At 65.2% G+C, this 17,988-nt stretch carries 18 protein-coding genes and 1 pseudogene; 7 read left to right on the top strand and 12 right to left on the bottom strand.

Annotated features, from left to right (window positions below; all coding sequences use genetic code 11):
- Nucleotides 1–319: 319 nt before the first annotated feature.
- From DCM80_RS28730 to DCM80_RS28720, 3 genes are all read left to right on the top strand, one after another.
- The gene (locus DCM80_RS28730) at nucleotides 320–2,104 is read left to right on the top strand and encodes a NirA family protein (RefSeq protein WP_257194773.1); all 1,785 of its coding nucleotides are present in this window, start codon (nucleotides 320–322) and stop codon (nucleotides 2,102–2,104) included.
- A complete protein-coding gene (locus DCM80_RS28725; RefSeq protein WP_257194771.1) occupies nucleotides 2,101–3,711 on the top strand; it encodes a sulfite reductase subunit alpha in 1,611 nt (536 codons plus the stop codon). The genes DCM80_RS28730 and DCM80_RS28725 overlap by 4 nt, the downstream gene beginning before the upstream one ends.
- A gap of 202 nt (nucleotides 3,712–3,913) precedes the next feature.
- The gene (locus DCM80_RS28720) at nucleotides 3,914–4,066 is read left to right on the top strand and encodes a hypothetical protein (protein WP_257194770.1); all 153 of its coding nucleotides are present in this window, start codon (nucleotides 3,914–3,916) and stop codon (nucleotides 4,064–4,066) included.
- Nucleotides 4,067–4,176: 110 nt separating this feature from the next.
- Here DCM80_RS28720 and DCM80_RS28715 read toward each other — a convergent pair whose 3' ends face one another.
- The 3 genes from DCM80_RS28715 to pxpB are packed head-to-tail and all read right to left on the bottom strand — an operon-like array spanning nucleotide 4,177 to nucleotide 6,744.
- Nucleotides 4,177–4,944 carry a LamB/YcsF family protein gene (locus tag DCM80_RS28715; RefSeq protein WP_257194769.1) on the bottom strand — a complete coding sequence of 256 codons (768 nt, stop codon included), beginning with the start codon at nucleotides 4,942–4,944 and terminating at the stop codon, nucleotides 4,177–4,179.
- A gap of 34 nt (nucleotides 4,945–4,978) precedes the next feature.
- The gene (locus DCM80_RS28710) at nucleotides 4,979–6,016 is read right to left on the bottom strand and encodes a biotin-dependent carboxyltransferase family protein (protein ID WP_257194768.1); all 1,038 of its coding nucleotides are present in this window, start codon (nucleotides 6,014–6,016) and stop codon (nucleotides 4,979–4,981) included.
- Nucleotides 6,013–6,744, bottom strand: a complete 732-nt coding sequence (pxpB, locus tag DCM80_RS28705) for a 5-oxoprolinase subunit PxpB (RefSeq protein ID WP_257194767.1) — start codon at nucleotides 6,742–6,744, stop codon at nucleotides 6,013–6,015. Before pxpB ends, DCM80_RS28710 begins: the two co-directional genes overlap by 4 nt.
- A gap of 257 nt (nucleotides 6,745–7,001) precedes the next feature.
- On the opposite strand from pxpB, the gene DCM80_RS28700 reads away from it, so the two are divergent.
- A complete protein-coding gene (locus DCM80_RS28700) occupies nucleotides 7,002–7,700 on the top strand; it encodes a ribonuclease activity regulator RraA (RefSeq protein ID WP_028136365.1) in 699 nt (232 codons plus the stop codon).
- Between the two features lie 24 nt (nucleotides 7,701–7,724).
- Complete coding sequence (locus DCM80_RS28695) at nucleotides 7,725–8,129, top strand: cupin domain-containing protein (protein ID WP_028136366.1); 405 nt, start codon at nucleotides 7,725–7,727, stop codon at nucleotides 8,127–8,129.
- 155 nt (nucleotides 8,130–8,284) lie between these two features.
- Here the strand turns inward: DCM80_RS28695 and DCM80_RS28690 are convergent, their stop codons facing one another.
- On the bottom strand, nucleotides 8,285–8,641 hold the full coding sequence (locus tag DCM80_RS28690) for a hypothetical protein (RefSeq protein WP_257179816.1): 357 nt from the start codon (nucleotides 8,639–8,641) through the stop codon (nucleotides 8,285–8,287).
- Between the two features lie 179 nt (nucleotides 8,642–8,820).
- Nucleotides 8,821–9,680: pseudogene (locus DCM80_RS28685) on the bottom strand (DUF2147 domain-containing protein).
- A gap of 253 nt (nucleotides 9,681–9,933) precedes the next feature.
- Between DCM80_RS28685 and DCM80_RS28680 the strand changes: the two are divergent.
- A complete protein-coding gene (locus tag DCM80_RS28680; RefSeq protein WP_257198081.1) occupies nucleotides 9,934–10,431 on the top strand; it encodes a DUF1993 family protein in 498 nt (165 codons plus the stop codon).
- A gap of 66 nt (nucleotides 10,432–10,497) precedes the next feature.
- Here DCM80_RS28680 and DCM80_RS28675 read toward each other — a convergent pair whose 3' ends face one another.
- The 7 genes from DCM80_RS28675 to DCM80_RS28645 form a co-directional block, all read right to left on the bottom strand.
- Nucleotides 10,498–11,007 (bottom strand): hypothetical protein, encoded by a 510-nt coding sequence (locus DCM80_RS28675; RefSeq protein ID WP_257194766.1) that lies wholly within the window; start codon nucleotides 11,005–11,007, stop codon nucleotides 10,498–10,500.
- A gap of 175 nt (nucleotides 11,008–11,182) precedes the next feature.
- Nucleotides 11,183–12,172, bottom strand: coding sequence for a hydroxyacid dehydrogenase (locus tag DCM80_RS28670; RefSeq protein WP_257194763.1), 990 nt, complete (start codon nucleotides 12,170–12,172; stop codon nucleotides 11,183–11,185).
- Between the two features lie 34 nt (nucleotides 12,173–12,206).
- Nucleotides 12,207–13,307, bottom strand: a complete 1,101-nt coding sequence (locus DCM80_RS28665) for an ABC transporter ATP-binding protein (protein WP_028136373.1) — start codon at nucleotides 13,305–13,307, stop codon at nucleotides 12,207–12,209.
- A 6-nt stretch (nucleotides 13,308–13,313) separates the two neighbouring features.
- The gene (locus tag DCM80_RS28660) at nucleotides 13,314–14,225 is read right to left on the bottom strand and encodes a carbohydrate ABC transporter permease (protein ID WP_025036339.1); all 912 of its coding nucleotides are present in this window, start codon (nucleotides 14,223–14,225) and stop codon (nucleotides 13,314–13,316) included.
- Nucleotides 14,225–15,163, bottom strand: a complete 939-nt coding sequence (locus tag DCM80_RS28655) for a carbohydrate ABC transporter permease (RefSeq protein ID WP_257194761.1) — start codon at nucleotides 15,161–15,163, stop codon at nucleotides 14,225–14,227. The genes DCM80_RS28660 and DCM80_RS28655 overlap by 1 nt, the downstream gene beginning before the upstream one ends.
- Before the next feature lie 141 nt (nucleotides 15,164–15,304).
- Nucleotides 15,305–16,645 carry an ABC transporter substrate-binding protein gene (locus tag DCM80_RS28650; protein ID WP_257194760.1) on the bottom strand — a complete coding sequence of 447 codons (1,341 nt, stop codon included), beginning with the start codon at nucleotides 16,643–16,645 and terminating at the stop codon, nucleotides 15,305–15,307.
- 300 nt (nucleotides 16,646–16,945) lie between these two features.
- The gene (locus tag DCM80_RS28645) at nucleotides 16,946–17,122 is read right to left on the bottom strand and encodes a hypothetical protein (RefSeq protein WP_257194759.1); all 177 of its coding nucleotides are present in this window, start codon (nucleotides 17,120–17,122) and stop codon (nucleotides 16,946–16,948) included.
- Here DCM80_RS28645 and DCM80_RS28640 point away from each other — a divergent pair.
- On the top strand, nucleotides 17,115–17,906 hold the full coding sequence (locus tag DCM80_RS28640; protein ID WP_257194758.1) for a Spy/CpxP family protein refolding chaperone: 792 nt from the start codon (nucleotides 17,115–17,117) through the stop codon (nucleotides 17,904–17,906). The genes DCM80_RS28645 and DCM80_RS28640 overlap by 8 nt on opposite strands.
- The last annotated feature ends 82 nt before the right edge of the window (nucleotides 17,907–17,988 follow it).

Raw genomic sequence — 17,988 nt, 5'->3', positions numbered from 1 at the left:
TTTGGGCGCAGAGATTCGCTGCCCAAATTTTGATCGGAGTGCACGAATTTCGTGAAAGCGCACGGCCCGGGATGTTCCGGGTCTGCACATAACCGATTGTAAACACAAAACTTTCTATTTCTTCCAAGCTGGCACGCAACTTGAATGTTGCAGTGCGGCCAGCTTGTCACAGGTGCCTGCTGAGCCGAGTCCCGCAGCAACGAAGCTGATCGGACCGCTGGGGTAGCGATGCCGGCTCTTGGAGCCAGCCTCGGTCCTCGCGGGTCGCGCAATGTCCGTCGATGCCACCCAGGTGGCCGCAGGAGCTTCGTTACCGACCATGAAAATCGATACGCTCGCAGTCGACTTTACCGACGAGCAGAAACGCTATCTTGAAGGCTTCACCACCGGTCTGCAGATCAGCCGGGTCGGGCGCGGTCTGGGCGGCGGCAGTGCCGGCAAGGCGAACGCCGAGCCTGTCGGTCCCGACGCCGTGCACCTCAAGGCGCAGGACAAGGTGATCGCGGCGGGCAAGAAGCTCGCCGACCAGGAGAAGTTCAAGCGCGACGAGCATCCCTTCGATGCCTATCCGCGGCTGCGCCAGCAGGCGCTCGACAATGCACCGCCGAGCCCGGCGGACAATTTCCGCTGGCGCTATTACGGCATCTTCTACGTTGCGCCGACGCAGGATTCCTACATGAGCCGCCTGCGGATTCCGAACGGCATCATGAAGCACTGGCAGCTGTCGGGCCTCGCCGATCTCGCAGACGAGCTCTGCGGCCCCTACAGCCACGTCACGACGCGCGCCAATCTCCAGCTGCGCGAGATCCCGCCGAAGCACGCGATCAGGCTGCTCGAGGGCATCCAGGAGCTCGGCCTGTGCTCGCGCGGCTCCGGCGCCGACAACATCCGCAACGTGACGGGAACGCCGACGGCGGGCATCGATCCGCAGGAAATCCTCGACACGCGACCCTATGCGCGCGAATGGCACTACCACATCCTCAACGACCGCTCGCTCTACGGCCTGCCGCGCAAGTTCAACGTCGCCTTCGACGGTGCCGGCAGGATCGCCGTGCTGGAGGAGACTAACGACATCGCGTTCACGGCCTATGAGGTGAAGGACGGTTTCGGCGTCGAGCCGGGAGTCTGGTTCCGCCTCGGCCTCGGCGGCATCACCGGCCACAAGGACTTTGCGAAGTATTCCGGCATCATCGTCAAGCCCGAGCAGGCGACCGCCCTTGCCGACGCCATCGTGCGCGTCTTCATCGACCATGGCGACCGCACCAACCGCAACAAGGCGCGGCTGAAATACGTGCTCGACACCATGGGCCATGACGGTTTCCTTGGGCTCGTCGAGGAGCGGCTGAAGACGCCGTTCACGCGCGTGCCGGAGGAGGCGTTCGCGCCGCGGCCGGCCGCCGACCGCATGGCGCATGTCGGCGTGCACAAGCAGAAGCAGGGCGGACTCAACTGGATCGGCGTGTCGCTGACGCTCGGCAAGCTGACGAGCGATCAGATGCGGGGGCTCGCCAAGGTTTCGCGCGACCTCGGCGACGGCGAGATCCGGCTCACGGTCTGGCAGAACCTGCTGATCTCGGGCGTGCGCGACAAGAACGTCGAGCTTGCCGTTGCCGCGATCAAGCAGATCGGGCTCGCGGTCGAGGCCTCGCACATCCGCGCCGGCCTGATCGCCTGCACCGGCAATGCCGGCTGCCGCTTCGCCGCGGCGAACACCAAGCGCCATGCCGCCGAGATCGGCGACTGGTGCGAGCCGCGCGTCGCGATGGACAAGCCGGTCAACATCCACGTCACCGGCTGCCATCATTCCTGCGCGCAGCATTACATCAGCGACATCGGCCTGATCGGCGCGCGCGTGCCCGTTGGCGAGGACGATACGGTCGAGGGTTATCACCTCTTCACCGGCGGCGGGTTCGGTCCGGACGCGGACGTCGGGCAGGAGGTCTATCACGACCTCAAGGCCGAGGACGCGCCGAAGACGGTCGAGGCGCTGCTCAAGGCCTATATCGCCCATCGCTCGTCGCCCGACGAAACCTTTCTCTCCTTCGCGCGCCGCCATGACGGCGAAACGCTGCGCAAGCTTGCCGATGCACAGGTGTCCGCATGAACCAGATCACCCCTCCGCCCAGGCTCGACATCATTCCCGCCAGCGCACCGTTCTCCGATGCGCAGCGCTCCTGGCTGAACGGCTTCTTCGCCGGGCTGCTGTCGCCCGATGTCGCCGCGCCGCTGTCGGCGGAGCAGGGCGCGGCCGTCATGCAAGGCGCGGCCGGCGATGGCGACGACGGCGAAGCGCCATGGCACGACCAGACCATGCCGATCGCCGATCGCATGAAACTGGCCGAGGGACGCCCGGTGCGCCGCAAGATGATGGCGGCGATGGCGCAGCAGGATTGCGGCCAGTGCGGCTACAATTGCCACGACTATTCGGAAGCGATCGCCAGCCGCAGCGAAGCACGGCTCAACCTCTGCGTCCCCGGCGGCAAGGAAACCGCGCGGATGCTGAAGTCGCTCTACGAGGAGCTGGACCAGGCCCCGGCGGCCAAAGCGTTGGACAAGCCGGACGCTCCGGCGCCGGCCGTGACGGTGACGATCGCAGAGCCGGGCCGCTCACGCGACAACCCCGTGCCTGCGACCTTCCTGTCGCGCCGCCTGCTCAACAAGGGCAAGTCGGAGAAGGAAACCTATCATGTCGAGTTCGATCTCTCCGAGAGCAAGCTCGACTACGTCGTCGGCGACAGCTTCGGCGTATTCGCGCGCAACGATGTCGGCCTCGTCGACCAGATCATCGCGCTGCTCGGCGCCTCCCACACCACTGAGGTCAACGGCAAGACGCTGCGCGAGGTGCTGATCGACGACGTCTCGTTGTCGCCGGCGCCGGACACCCTGTTCGAGCTGATCTCCTTCATCACCGGCGGCGCGGCGCGCGAAAAGGCGCGGGCGCTGGCACAGGGCGAGGACCCCGATGGCGATGCCGCAACCCTCGACGTCATGGCGGGGCTGCAGAAGTTTTCCGGCACGCGGCCGCACCCCGAGGCCTTCGTCGAGGCGCTGGAGCCGCTGCAGCCGCGGCTCTACTCGATCTCCTCGTCGCACAATGCGACGCCCGGAAAGCTGTCGCTGACCGTCGATTCCGTGCGCTACGTCATCGGCAAGCGCAAGCGCCTCGGCGTCGCCTCGACCTTCCTCGGCGAGCGCATCAACGAGGGCGACAAGCTCAAGGTCTATGTGCAGAAGGCGCACGGCTTCGGCCTGCCGAAGGATCCGAAGACGCCGATCATCATGGTGGGCCCCGGCACCGGCATCGCGCCGTTCCGCGCCTTCCTGCTCGACCGCAAGGCCACCGGCGCGCCCGGCAAGAACTGGCTGTTCTTCGGCCATCAGCGCAGCGATTGCGACTTCTTCTACCAGGAGGAGTTCAATGCGATGAAGACCTCGGGTCTGCTCACGCGCATGTCGCTGGCCTGGTCGCGCGACGGCGAGAAGAAGTTCTACGTGCAAGACCGCATGCGGGAGGTCGGCCGCGAGCTGTGGACGTGGCTTGCCGAAGGCGCGCATTTCTACGTCTGCGGCGATGCCAAGCGCATGGCCAAGGACGTCGAGCGCGCGCTGGTCGACATCGTCGCCCAGTTCGGCGCGCGTTCGACCGACGAAGCCGTCAGCTTCGTCGCCGAGCTGAAGAAGACCGGGCGCTTCCAGGCGGATGTGTACTGACGGCTGCCGCTCACCGATCTCCGAGCCGGTTCCAACTGGCTCGGATTTGAACGAATAAGATTCTGGGAACCCAGACCTCCGTAGAATTTACGTCTGCGAGACGGCCGCCTCGGAGCAGGCGGATCGCTATTTGCGCCGCCATCTTGCCTCCCGCCCTGGTTGATCCTTCATACTCCCGAAAATGGGGCGTTGGAGATCGACCATGCGCGAACTATCGGCGGAAGCCAGACTGCACATCTACGCGCGCTCGCTCTCGCGGCAGACCCGGGCGAGCGCCCATCATCTGGCGCTTTACAACGCGTTTGCAGTCATCGCCGCGATCGTGTTCGGCACGCTCTCGGTGCATCCGTTCTGACAATCTCGTAGGTGGGCAAAGCGCAGCGTGCCCACGACCTGTTACTGCATTGGACAGGTGGTGGGCACGGCGCTATGCGCCTTTGCCCACCCTACGACACTTCCCGTATCTCACCCGCGCTTGAACGGCGCGACCTCGATCCCGGCATCCTTCAACGCCGCTCGCAAGGTCCGCGCGATCTCGACGGCGCCGTGGGTGTCGCCATGGATGCACACCGTGTCCGTGCGCATCTTGATCACCTTGCCGGTCACCGAGACCACCGCGCCGTCCTGCACCATCCGCACCACGCGCTCGGCGATCGCCTTGGCATCGTGCAGCACCGCGCCGGGCTTCTTGCGCGAGACGAGATTGCCGTCGTCCTCATAGGCGCGGTCGGCGAACACTTCGTGCACCATCGGCAGGTTGGCGTCTTCGCCGGCCTTCACCAGCTTTGAATTGGCGAGCACGACGAAGATCAGGCTGGGGTCGACCGCCTTGATGCCGGCGGCGATCGCCTTGGCCGTCATGTCGTCCTCGCAGGCGACGTTGGAGAGCGCGCCATGCGCCTTCACATGCGTGACCTTGTGGCCGGCCGCGGTCGCGATCGCCTGCAATGCGCCGATCTGATAGGCGACGAGGTTCTCGATCTCGGAAGCCTTGAGGCCCGCGATCGGATGCCGGCCGAAGCCGTGCAGATCGCGGTAGCCGGGATGGGCGCCGACCGAGACGCCGCGCGCCTTCGCCAACTCGACAGTCCGCCGCATGATGTCGGGGTCGCCGGCATGGAAGCCGCAGGCGACGTTGACCGAGCTTGCCAGCTCGATCATGGCGGCGTCGTTGCCCATCTCCCACGCGCCAAATCCTTCGCCGAGGTCGCAATTGAGATCGATCGTCTTCATGGATGCTCTCCGCCTTCGGGGCTTGTTGTTGCGTCTAGGGCTCCGCGGTGACCTGCCAGGTGCCGGCATCGACCGCGTTCACCGCATGGCCCGCCACGTTGGCATCGCTGAGGGCCTCGATGTTGAGCGCAACGCTGTCGGCCGCGCGCAGGCGATCGGGCAGGGTCCGGATCGCTTGCGCGAACTTTCGCGCCTCGTCCTGCGCCTCGGCCATGCCGACGGCCTTGAAGCGGAACGCCGTTCCCGCCGAGGTCTGCGCGAGGCGGCCGATGTCGGCGGTGATCACGGTTGCGATTTTCGGATAGCCGCCGGAGGTGCCGCGATCCATCATCAGCGCGATCGGCGCGCCGTTGCCGGGCACCTGGATGCTGCCGTTGACGGTGCCGTCGGAGACGATGTTGTGGCCGTGCAGATGCCTGATCGCGGGGCCTTCGAGCCGGTAGCCCATCCGGTCCGAGGTCGCCGAGATCTTCCACTCGCTGTTCAGGAACAGCGCCTTGTTGGCGTCGTCGAACTCGTCGTCCTGCGGTCCGAGCAGGACCCGGATCGGCCCACTCGCGGGCTTCGGCAATTCGATGCGCAGCTCGCTTGCGCCGCTCGCGGCATCGACGCTGAATTCGTCGCCGGCCTGGAGCGGGCGCGGGTAGGGGCTGCCGAGGCCGGCACGGGCATTGACCGCGAGGCTGCCGAACACGCGTTCGCCGGTGATGGCGCCTTCGATCGCGAGATAGGTGAAGGCGCCGCCGCGGGCAAAGCCCAGCGTCAGCGTCTCGCCGTCCTTCAGCGTCACCGACGTGTCCATGGCGACCGGGTTTCCGGCGACGTCCGCGTTGCGCGGCGCGCCCGAGATTGCCACCCGCACGGCGCCGTCACGGGCGGTGAAGGCGGCACCGAACGGACCGATCTCGACGGCGGCAGCGAACGGCGCGTTGCCGACCAGCGTGTTCGCCGCAGCCAGCGACAGCCGATCCATCGCACCGCTCACCGTCAGGCCGTAGCGCTGCGCGCCGAAGCGGCCGCCATCCTGGACGGAGCTTGCAGGGCCGATACTGGCGACCACGAGCCGGCTCATGCGTCCACCTGCTCGGCGACGATCTCGCCGGCTTCCGCCGCGCGATCCAGCTCGTCGAAGGTCTTGTGGTCGATGGCGAAGAACGTCACGCGGTCGCCGGGTTCGGTCAGGAAGGTCGGATTGCGGTGGAGCTGATAGGTGCGCACCGGCGTGCGGCCGAGCAGGTGCCAGCCGCTCGGCGCCGCCAGGCACTGGATTCCGGCCTGGACGCCGCCGATCGAGATCGTGCCGGCCGGCGTCAGCAGCCGCGGATTCTGCCGCCGCGACATGTGCAGCGATTTGTCGAGGCCGCTGAGATAGGACCAGCCCGGCGTGAAGCCGATCATGGCGACCTTGTAGTCGCCGCCCGCATGGCGGGCGACGATGTCGTCCGGCGTGGTGTTGAGGGCCTTGGCGACATCCTCGAGGTCGATGCCGTGCTCGCCGCCATAGGCGACGGGAACGCGCCAGCGGCGCGCCTTGGTCACGGGCGGCGGCGGCTGGATCGCGAGCGGAAGCAGCTTGTCGCCGAGCGCGTCGAAACCGATCTTGCAGGGGTCGTAGTGCACCAGCAGCGAGCGATAGGTCGGCACGGTCTCGGTGATGCCCTCGATGGGGCTTGCCGCGAGCGCCTTGTCGAGCGCCAGCACGCGCTGGTTGGCCTCCTCGTCGATGGTGCGGCTGAACTCGACCGTGACGGCGCTGTCGCCACTGGGCAGAAGGCGGGGCGGGGGAAGCGTCGCGGCCATTGAGCTGTCGAAGAGCTGTCGGAATCGGGCTTTGCAAAGCGCGGGCTCGAGCTCGAGTTCCGCGTCACCCCTGCTTCGCGTATATGCGCCCGCAAGTCCAATAAATTAATGCAGGGGGAGGCGATAAAGCCTTGTTATCGCGTCGCATAAAGGCCCACCGGCCCTGCGTTATTGCGCGCTTCTTGGCCCTTGACGCAAGGGCTGCGGCTCGCAAGATGCGCGCGTTGTTTCCCGCACCCCGGAGCTCGTCTGTTTCCATGTCGCTGTCCCCTGAAGCCCGCAAGACCCTCGCCGGCATCACCACCGCCACCATCACCACGGTCCTGCTGAAGAAAGGCCTGCGCAATGTGTGGATGCGGGGCGCGCGGCCGCTGCGCCCGGGCCTGCCGCGCCTGGTGGGACCGGCCTTCACGCTGCGCTTCGTGCCGGCGCGCGAGGATCTGGCGACGCCGGAATCCTGGTCCTCGCCGATCTCCACCCGCACCGCGATCGAGGCGATGCCGGAAGGATGCATCGCCGTGGTCGATGCCATGGGCATCACCGATGCCGGCATCTTCGGCGACATCCTGTGCGCGCGCATGGTCAAGCGCGGCGTCACCGCGCTGGTCACCGACGGCGTCGTGCGCGACGTCGAGGGCGTGCTCGGCACCAATCTGCCGGTCTGGTGCGACGGCTATGCCGCGCCGCCTTCCGTCGCGGGCCTCACCTTCGTCGGCTGGGGCGAGCCGATCGGCTGCGGCGGCGTCGCCGTTTTCCCGAATGACATCGTGGTCGCCGACCAGGATGGCTGCGTGCTGATCCCGCAGGCGATGCTCGAGCACGTGCTCAACGAGGGTGTCGAGCAGGAGCGCATGGAGGCCTGGATCGTCAACGAGGTGAACAACGGCGCCGTGCTGCCGGGCCTCTATCCCATGAACGCCGAAACCAAGGCGCGCTACGCCGCCAGCAAGAAGTAACCGGGAAGCAAGCGAGGTAATTCCATGGAGATCACTGTTGCAGGCACGCGGCCGACCCGCCGCGCGCCCAAGGAAAACTTCACCGGCACCGTGTGGCAGGACCCCGTGATCATGGCACCGGCACCGGCACGGCTGAACTGCTCGCGGGTTGCGTTCGAGCCCGGCGCCCGCACCAACTGGCACCATCATCCGCTCGGCCAGACGCTCTATGTCATTTCCGGCGTCGGCCGCGTGCAGACCAAGGGCGGTCCCGTCAGGGAGATCCGTCCCGGCGACACCGTCTGGATTCCGCCGGGCGAAGTGCACTGGCACGGCGCCTCGCCGACCAACGGCATGTGCCACATCGCCATGCAGGAGGCGCTCGACGGCGTGTACTCGACCTGGCTCGAGCCGGTCACCGACGCGGAGTACGGCGCGGCGCTGGGCTAGAGCCTCGTGTCCCCGACAAGCTGCAGCGCCGCAAGGCGATGCGGCGCCGATCCGGGACCCAGAGCTGCCGTGCTACGAAGCGCATTGTGAAGCGTGCTGGGTCCCGGCTCTGCGCGGCAACGCTTCGCATTGCCGCTTGTCCGGGACACGGCAGCCTACATCCGCTCCGCCGTCCACGTGCCCGTGCACAGCGCGCCGCGCCAGGTGCCGGAGCCGGAGGTGCCGCTGAGCCGGCCGAAGCCGACGGCGCGCTTGATGCCCGTGCTCAAGGTGACGTTGATGCTGCCGGCATCGGCGACGCGACCTGACGCCGACACGGCCGCGCTGCTCGATGCGATCTGACCGTTGTTGATGCCGATCGCAACGGTGGCGCCGTTGCCGCAGGTCTCGCTGGACGACGAGATGCGGACATTCCATATGCCGTCGAAAGTGCTTGTCGCAGCATCGGCCTGCCCAAGCGGGAAGGCGATGGCGAGGAGGGTGGCGAAGAAACCTTTGCGAAAGCCGTTCATGGCACGCTCCCTGGATGTCGATGCGGGGAACGTGCCACGGCCGTGGAACCGGCGATGTGAGGGGGCTCACGCGAGCAGCGGGCTCTGTGAGGTAGCGCACCTCGCAGCTGAGCGCCGGGCAAAAGCGAAGGGGCCCGGATCGCGGGCCCCTTTTTCAGTCGAAACGTCGATGTCGAAACTCAGTTCACCCGCGTCCAGGTCTGGCCGCCGCAGAACATGCCGCCGAAGGCGCAGCCCTGCACGCGCAGGCGATCGGTGCCCTTCATCGCGATGGTCGAATCGTAGGTCGAGCCGGAATTCGGATCGAGAATGCGGCCGGACCATTTCTGGTCCTTGCCGGGCTTCATGTTGATCAGGACCTGCTCGCCGTTCTGGTTCGATTTGCTGTCGACTGAATAGCCGCAGAGATTGCTGCCGCATTGCTCGATGCGGACCTTGCCTTCCTTCTCTTCGGTGAGCCAGACGCCGAGAGGTGAACTGAGATCGCGCGTGGGCCCCGTCGCCGGGGCGGGCGGAGCGACCGCGGCGGCCTGAACCGGCGCCGGTGCAGGGGGCGGAGCGGGAGGCGGCGGAGCCGCAGCCGAGCGGACTGCTGTGTGGCCGGCGCGGGAGCCGGAGGGGCTGCTTGCGGCGCGGGCGGCGGCAGCACCGCGGTCTCGGCCGGCGCATTGCTGGGGGGGGCCGCCGGAGGCTGAGCCGGCGGAGGCGCCACGGCCGCAGCGGCCGGCGCAGCCGCTTGGGCAGGTGCAGGCGCTTGGGCGGCCGCGGGCGGCGGCGCGACGGGGGCAGGCGCGGGAACCGGTGCTGCCGGCGTTTGCGGCTCGACAATGGCTTGCTGGGGCGGCTGCTGGCCCGGCGCTGTCTCGTTCTTCTTGGCCTTCTTGGCCTTCTGGCCGGTGTTGTCGTACACGCCGGGGATCTGCACCGTGCCGCGGTCGGGGTCGATGCGGATGGTGCGTCCGCCATATTCGAACGTGTACTGCGCCTGGGCAGCGGTGCTCGCCAAAAGGAATGCGGCCGTGGCCAACAGCTTCCTCATTTCCATCTCCTGAACAGGTGGTCCCCGCACCGACGCTTACGCATCGGTTCGATTGCAGAAAGTGATCTAGATCACTGTCTCGGTATGAGTCGCGGTCCTGCTGTTCAGGGTTCAATAGGCGAGGGACCGGCCCAAAGTTGGGCCGAGGCAAGCGACAGGAGGACGCGGCCTGAGGCGCCATGGTAACCGAAATGGACCAGATGCGAGCTTCCGGCGAGGCGGAATTGAAGGGAATCTCAACGTGACGATCTCAATGCACGAGGCCTCGGTCGGCCTCTTCGTGCCGTATTTGCGCAACCTGTCGGTCCTGCTCGACAAGGGCGTCGCCTATGCGGAGACCCGCAAGTTCAACCCGGCGGTGATGCTCGGCATGCGGCTTGCGCCGAACATGTACGACCTCGCCCAGCAGGTCGACGAGGCCTGCCGCCATGCCGTGGTCGCGCCGGCCTTGCTGGCGGAGCGCGAGCCGTTGGCGCTGCCGGCGCTGGAGCACGACATGGCCGGGCTGCAGGCGCGAATTGCGACCTCGATCGAGTTCATCGAAAGCCTGCCGCGCGCGGAGATCGAGGCGGCAGCGGAGCGCAACGTCTTCTTCAAGTTGAAGAACGGGACCGAGCTGCCGTTCACGGGGCGGACGTTGCTGCTGACGTTCAGCGTCCCCCAGTTCTTCTTCCACGTCACGACCGCCTATGACCTGCTGCGGCACGCCGGCGTCGAACTCGTGAAAAAGGACTATCTCGGAAGGAAGTAGTTGCGGAGGCTCGGTCCACACTTCTCCCCGAAGGGGAGAGGTGTGGGAAGGCCTCCAGGCGTAGCGCTAGGCTTCGCCCTTGCGCTCGTAATCGGCCAGCGAGCTGCGGCCGGCGATCTCGCTACGCAGCAGCTCGAAGCGCCGATGCGCCTCGTCCTGCTGGGTATCGACGAAATGCACCGCGGCCTCGCTCGTCATGGGGCCGCTGATCACGGGCGCGGATTGTTCGCCGATAGTCTCGTGGACGTAGTACTGGCCGTCGTCACCGCGATGGACCGTCCACTTGAGGCGGATCGCCACCATGGGTCCGGGCCCGACCTTGCTGTAGCCGTCGGCATCGGTGTGCTCCGGCACCAGCGGCTGCTCCTCGATGACCGGATGCTCTTCCAGCGACGGATGCTCTTCGACCGCAGGATATTCGTCCACAACCCGATGCTCGTCGGAGTCCACATGCTCGCGCTCTCCGGACACCACGATCTCGGTCTCGGTCTTGCGAATGACCAGAACGGGCTCGGGGTTCTCCAGAATGCTGGCGATGGTCGCCAGCGCGTGGTCGGTCGGGTCGATCTCTGACAAGGCTCCATCCTCCAGCTCGACGCGGCCGGCTCGTTTTGTCCCACTGCCGCCGCGGCCGGGAACATTAGGCGCGCTTGATTAAGGCTGAGTTGGGGCCCGATCTGCGCCAAAATGGGACGGTTCCTGGCGTTCCGAAGGCGGGCGCTTCAGTCGCCCGCCAGGAGCTCAGCTTAGCTCAGCCGAGCACGTCCTGATTGATCACGTTCTGCCGGATCGGATCGCCGTCGAGCACACTCAGGATGTTGCGCGCGGTCTGCTCGCTCATGCGCTGAACCGCCTCGACCGTGACGCCGGCAACGTGCGGGGCGATGATGACGTTGGGCAGGGCGAACAGCGCGTTGCTGACCGGCGGCGGCTCCACTTCGAACACGTCGATGCCGGCACCGGCGAGCTTGCCGGAGACCAGCGCGTCGTGGAGCGCGGCTTCCTTGACGATGCCGCCGCGTGCGGTGTTGATGAGATAGGATCTCGGCTTCATCCGGCCGATCCTGTCAGCATCGAACAGACCGATTGTCTCCGGCGTCTTCGGGCAGTGGATGGTGACGAAGTCGGCGCTCGGCAGGGCGGTGTCGAGGTCGACAACGGGCTCGCAGCCGGCCGCCTTGATCTCGGCGGCAGGCTTATAGGGATCGTAGACCTGGACGTTCATTTCGAATGCCAGGCAGCGCTTGGCGGTGCGGCTGCCGATGCGGCCGAAGCCGATCACCAGCACGGTCTTGCCGTAGAGATCGAACGGCAGCATGCCGAGCCGATCGGCCCATTTGCCGTCCTTGACGCAGGAATGCAATTCCTGGGCGCGCTTGGCCAGCGTCAGCATCATGAACAGCGCGGCTTCCGCAACCGAAGGCGAGTTGGCGCTGCCGGCGACCATCAGCGGCACCTTGCGGCGGGAGAGGGCGGGTACGTCGACGGCGTCGTAGCCGACGCCGATGCGGGTCACCACCTTCATGTCCTTCGCGGCCTCGAGCTCGGTCTCGCCGAAGGCGGTGGCGCCGAGCGCGACGCCGTGGACCGGCGCATGGCTCTTCAGCAAAGCCTCGAAGTCCCCCGCCGAGATCAGGTTCGGAAACTCGACGAGCTCGATATCGTCCCGCTGGGTGAGGAGGGCGCGTGCCCCTTGCGACAAAGTTTGCGTAACGAAAATCTTCTTCTTGTTGGTCGCCATCGTCCCCTGCCTGCGCGAGTTTCTTGAACCGGCGTCACAACACGGCGCCGGTCGCCTCGTTTAGCAGGTGCATATTGTTGAGGTCCATCGCCAAACGCATGGGTGCCCCGTCCTTGGCGCCGGCATTGGGATTAACGCGGCCACAGACCGGTGTGCCATCGAGTCCGAAATAGACCAGGGTCTCCATTCCCATCGGCTCGGTGACGTCGAGCACGGTGTCGAAGGTCTCGACGCCGGGCTCCAGATGCGCATGAGATTCGGTCAGATGCTCGGGCCGGAGGCCGAGCAGCAGCTTGTCGGTGCGCGGCAGCGAATTGTAGCGCGCGGCGCGGGCCGGCGGCAGCGGGAAGGCGATGCGGTCGGTGAGGCGGATCTGCAGCGTGCCGCCGACGTCCTCGAGCCGGCACGGGATGAAGTTCATCGCGGGCGAGCCGATGAAGCCGGCGACGAAGCGCGTGGCCGGCTTGTGATAGAGCTCGTTCGGCGTGCCGATCTGCTCGATCCGTCCCTTGTTCATCACCACGACGCGATCGGCCAGCGTCATTGCCTCGACCTGGTCGTGGGTGACGTAGACGGTGGTGGTGCGCACCTTCTGATGCACCTTCTTGATCTCGATCCGCATCTGCACGCGCAGTTTCGCGTCGAGATTGGACAGCGGCTCGTCGAACAGGAAGACCTTCGGATTGCGCACGATGGCCCGGCCCATCGCGACGCGCTGGCGCTGGCCGCCGGAGAGCTGCTTCGGCTTGCGGTCGATCAGGTCGGTGATGTCGAGCAGGCGCGCGGCTTCCGTCACCCGCGCCTTGATCTCGGCCTTGGGATAGTGCTTCAGGCGCAGCCCGAACGACATGTTCTCGGCGACCGTCATGTGCGGGTAGAGCGCGTAGTTCTGGAACACCATGGCGATGTCGCGGTCCTTCGGCGGCACGTCGTTGACGATGTCGCCGCCGATCATGATGTCGCCGTCGCTGATGTCCTCGAGGCCTGCAATCATGCGCAGCGTGGTCGACTTGCCGCAGCCGGACGGGCCGACCAGCACGATGAACTCGTGGTCGGCGATGTCGAGATCGATGCCGCGCACGGCTTCCACGTCGTCGTAACGCTTGACTACCTTCCGCAAAGCAACGTCAGCCATGAGTTCTCAACCCTTTGTCGCACCGGCGGTCAGGCCGGCAATGTAATAGTCCATCAGGAAGGCGTAGATGATCAGCGGCGGCGCCGCGCCGAGCAGCGCGCCGGTCATGATCTGTCCCCAGTTGAACACGTCGCCCTTGATCAGCGTCGTGATGATGCCGACCGGCAGCACGAGCTGGTCCGTGGACGTCGTGAACACGAGCGGATAGAGGAATTGTGCCCAGGACACGGTGAAGGCGAAGATGGTCGCGGCGATCAGCCCCGGCAGCGCCACCGGAATGAAGATCCGGGTGAGCGTCTGGAACCAGGAGGCGCCATCGATGATCGCGGCCTCATCGAGCTCCTTCGGGATCGAGGCGAAATAGCCGATCATGATCCAAGTGCAGAACGGCACCGTCAACGTCGGATAGATGAAGAGCAGCACGTACCAGCGGTTGATGAGCTGGATACCGGTCCAGTCGCCGAACAGGGCGAACACCTTGAACAGCGGAATGAACAACAGGCTGTCCGGAATGAGATAGGTCAGGAACACGCCGGTCGCCAGCGTGGCCGAGCCCCAGAACCGCATCCGCGCCAGGGCAAATGCCGCGGGCACGCTGATCAGCATCGTGATGGTGACCACGAAAATCGAGACCAGCGCCGAATTCCAGAAGAACCGCAGGAACTGGTTCGAGGTCAAGAGGCCGACATAGTTCTCGAGAGTGGGATGGAAGACCCACCATGGATTGGTCGCAGCGGAGATTTCGGCGCTGCTCTTGAGCGAGGTGATCAGCATGTAGATCGGCGGCAGCAGCGAGAAGATCGCAAACAGCGTCAGGAAGAAGTACGACCACCGCAGCGCCCATTTGCGGTCGCGGCTCATGCTTCCATACTTGACCGTGCGCGTCGGCGCGGCCTTGTCTATCGTGACTGAGCTCATCAGGCTTCATTCCCGCGCTTGTTGACGTCCCGCAGGATGAATATCGCTGCGACCGCCAGGATTGGCACCATGAACAGGGAGACGCTGGCGCCCAGCGGAATATCGCTTCCTTCGATGCCGATCCTGAAGGCCCAGGTGGCGAAGATGTGGGTGTGGTCGAGAGGGCCGCCGGCGGTCAGGATTCGCACGATGTCGAAATTGGCGAAGGTCACGATCAGCGAGAACAGCGTCGTGATCGCGATGATGTTGCGCATCATCGGCAGCGTCACGTACCAGATCCGCTGCCACCAATTGGCGCCGTCGATGGCCGCGGCTTCATAGAGCTGGTCGGGCACCGATTTCAGGGCCGCCAGATACATGATCATGAAGAACGGCGCGCCGTACCAGACGTTGACCAGGATGACGGAGAAGCGCGCCCAGGCGGCGTCGCCGGTCCACGGGATCGGACCGATTCCGAAGAACGACAGCGTATAGTTGAACGCGGAATAGGAGGGGTCGAACAGCCACAGCCATGCCAGCGTGCTCATGGCGGGCGGGATCACCCAGGGCACCAGCAGCATGCCGCGCCATTTGCGCTGGCCCTTGGCCGGAATGTTGTGGACGAAGTGCGCGACGATGAACCCGATCAGCGCTTTGAACAGAACGGCGGTGATGGCGAAGATGCAGGATTGCTTGACGACCAGCCAGAACGTGTCGCGCTTGAACAGGAACTCGAAATTGCCGAGACCGACGAATCTCTGCATCGACTTGTTGAGCGTCGCCAGGTGAAGCGAATAGAACGCGGGATAAAGCACCAGAAGCGTGATGAGAATGATCAGCGGCAGCGTCATCAGGAACGCCGCAGTCGATTTGCGTTTGAGCGCCTTTTGCAGACTGGAGCGTTTTCGCGCCGGTTGCGCTGCGCCAACCCTGTCTGGCTGCAATGCGACATCCGCCATGATGCATTTCCTCGCGCGGTTTGGTCGGTAGACCCGACTTTTGGAAGGTTCGAGAGCCGAAGCCGTCGGCTCTCGTCAGGTGAGTGAGACGGAAGACTCGCCGCGAGCGGGCCTGAGACCGTCGCGGCGAGCCGTTCCGGTTCAGCTCCGCATGAAGCCTTCGCATTCGCCTTCGGCCCAGGCGAGCGTCTTCTCCATCGATTCGCCCTGGTGATACCGTAGGCACATCTTGGTGAGCGTGGCCTGCGCATAGATCTGCTGTGCGATCTTCGGAGGCGCAGGCGAAGCTGCAATCGACAGCGTCTGATGCTTGTAGGGATTTGGATAGTGGTAGAGCGTGCCTTTCGGTGGACCCTCTTCCTGCCAGACCTTCAGCGTCGTCAGCTTCTCATAAGCCGGCAAGTCGTAGCCGCCGCTGGCCGTGACCATCTTTTCGATGGCTGCCGGCTTCGACAACGCCACCAGCAGGCTCTTCGCTGCTTCCTTGTTCTTGGAGAAGTTCCATATGCTCCAGAAATACGGCAGGTAGGGTGCAAAGCGGCCCTTCGGCCCCGCCGGGAATCCGTGGGTCCAGCATTGCTCCGCAACCTGCGGCGCGTCGCGTTTGGCGACGGCCCAGGCGCTCGGCGGGTTCATGATCATCGCACCCCTGCCGGAGACCAGCCACTTGTTGTTGGATGCGTCGTCCCAGGCTGCGACGTCGGGCGGCAGGAAACCGATCAGCTTCTTGTAGAAATCGAGCGCCTGACGAACCGCGTCGGTCTTGACGGTGAGATTGCCCTTGGCGTCGACGAGCTGGGCGCCGAACGACAGGAAGATCGCGCCGGCCGTGTCGACGTTGTCGGTGGTCTCGCCGAGGCCGATGCCGAACGGGACGCCCGCCTTGTGACAGGCTTCGGCAGCTTTCAGGAATGTCTCCAGTGTCCAGTTGTCGGCCTTGGGTTGAGCGCCGGCCGGATACATCTCCTGCACGTCGATCCCCGCGTGCTTCTTCATCAGGTCGATGCGGGAGCAGGGGCCCTTGATCTGACTGCCGACGCAGGCGGGAACGCCGAGCCACTTGGTCCCGACAGTGCCGAGATATTTGGCCGTGCCGTTCACCTCGCCGTTCTCGGCGGTGATCGGCCCCATGATGTCGGCGACGTTCTCCAATTGGTCGGCATTGGAATGCGCCCACCACGTTGGCATCGCGAAGATATCATGGCCGGATTTCGCCTGCGCTTCGGCGGCGATGGTCAGCAGGTTCTTGTTTCCCTGGCTGGGGATGTAGTCGATGGTGACTTCGACCTTCTCCTTGGCGGCCCATTCGTTGACGAGCTCGGTCGAGGCCTTGTTGGCGCCTGGCACCCAATGGTCCCAGAAGCCGATCGAGAGCTTGCCGGCGGCGGAAGCGCCCCGGATATAGGGCGCCGAGATCAGCGCCGCGGAGGACATTGCAGTGGCAGCCACAAATTGACGTCGCGTCAGTCTCTTGCGTGACATCTCGTTTCCTCGCTTGGGTGTTGTTGTTGGAGTTTCCTCTAAGACGTCTTTTCCAAGTTTCTTGTTGTGCGATTTTCTTATTGATGCCGTCGGCCCGATGGCAATTCACCGATGCCCCAGCAAATTGGTAGCGCGATCAGATCATGATTGATCGCGTCTGTCGAGAAACCCGAACGGCTCGTACATAGAACTAACGTTGTGTCCTGAACGGCGGGGCGTGCTGTGGCGGTCGAACGCTGCGACCGCTTGTTTTTGCGACGCACACTTCGCGCGAACGGGCCCGGAACGATCCGTGCGCAATTACGCCGCAGTTTCGAACAAGCCTGCATAACCGCTTCGCGCGAAAGACTTTTCGGGCGTGGACAGCACCGCGCCGCGGCTGGACCGCGAAGCGGTGGAAACGATAGAGTTGCGGCGGGCGGCTTGGCTGCCGCCCAAAAGGCGAGCGAGATCGACGATGGAGACGAGAATGATCAACCCGGCGCCGTCAGCGCGGCTTCACATGCGGCGATGCATCGCGCTCGGGGCCGTATGCGCTCTGCTGTTCGGTGCCGCCGCGGCCAATGCGCAAGGTCTGGTCAAAGGCGTTCAGGACGGCGCGGCGGCCGGAAACAAGGCGGCAGGTCCGGTCGGCGGCGTGCTGGGCGGCGCAATCGGCGGCGTCGTCGGCGTCTTCACCGGCGTGCTCGGCGTCGGCAACAACAATGCCGGCGCTCCGCCGCCGGCCGCCAAGGAGTCCAGCAAGGACGCCAAGCAGCAGGGCGGAGCCAAGGACAAGGACGCCAAGGACGCTAAGAGTGCCAAAGCGGGCAAGGGCGGCAAGGCGAGCAAGGAGGCAAAGAACGCACCGCAGGGCAAGGACAACAAGGACGTCACCGTCCTCACCCAGCCCGGCGCGCCGCAGCAGACCGCCGAGCAGATCGTGGCCAACAGCGATTCCTACATCGAGCGGATCAAGACCGAGCTGAATCTCACGCCCGAGCAGGAGAAGCACTGGTACGGCTTTTCGAGCGCGATGCACTACCTGGGACACAATGGTGCAGAGCGGCTCAACTTGCGGGTTGCGCGCGCCAAGCGTGATCCGCCCGACGACATCATCGAGCAGATGCGGAACGAGGCGCAGTTCCTGATCGACCGCGCCGCCGACCAGCGCAATGTCGCCGACGCCGCCGAGCCGCTCTATTCGAGCCTCGATGACAAGCAGAAGCAGGTCTTCATCCAGGAGATGGTGCGCCTCAGCCACGAGCGCGGATTGGATTGATCAAGTTGAATCGGATCGGGCGCCTCTGAATTAACGGCGCCCGCCACGAATTCGTGTATCCCTTCCGCAATTGATGTATGGT

Source organism: Bradyrhizobium sp. WBOS08, assembly GCF_024585125.1.
In the GTDB taxonomy this organism is placed as follows: domain Bacteria; phylum Pseudomonadota; class Alphaproteobacteria; order Rhizobiales; family Xanthobacteraceae; genus Bradyrhizobium; species Bradyrhizobium japonicum_B.
Note: the sequence above shows the minus strand (reverse complement) of the source record. Positions and strands in the feature narration are given on the sequence as shown.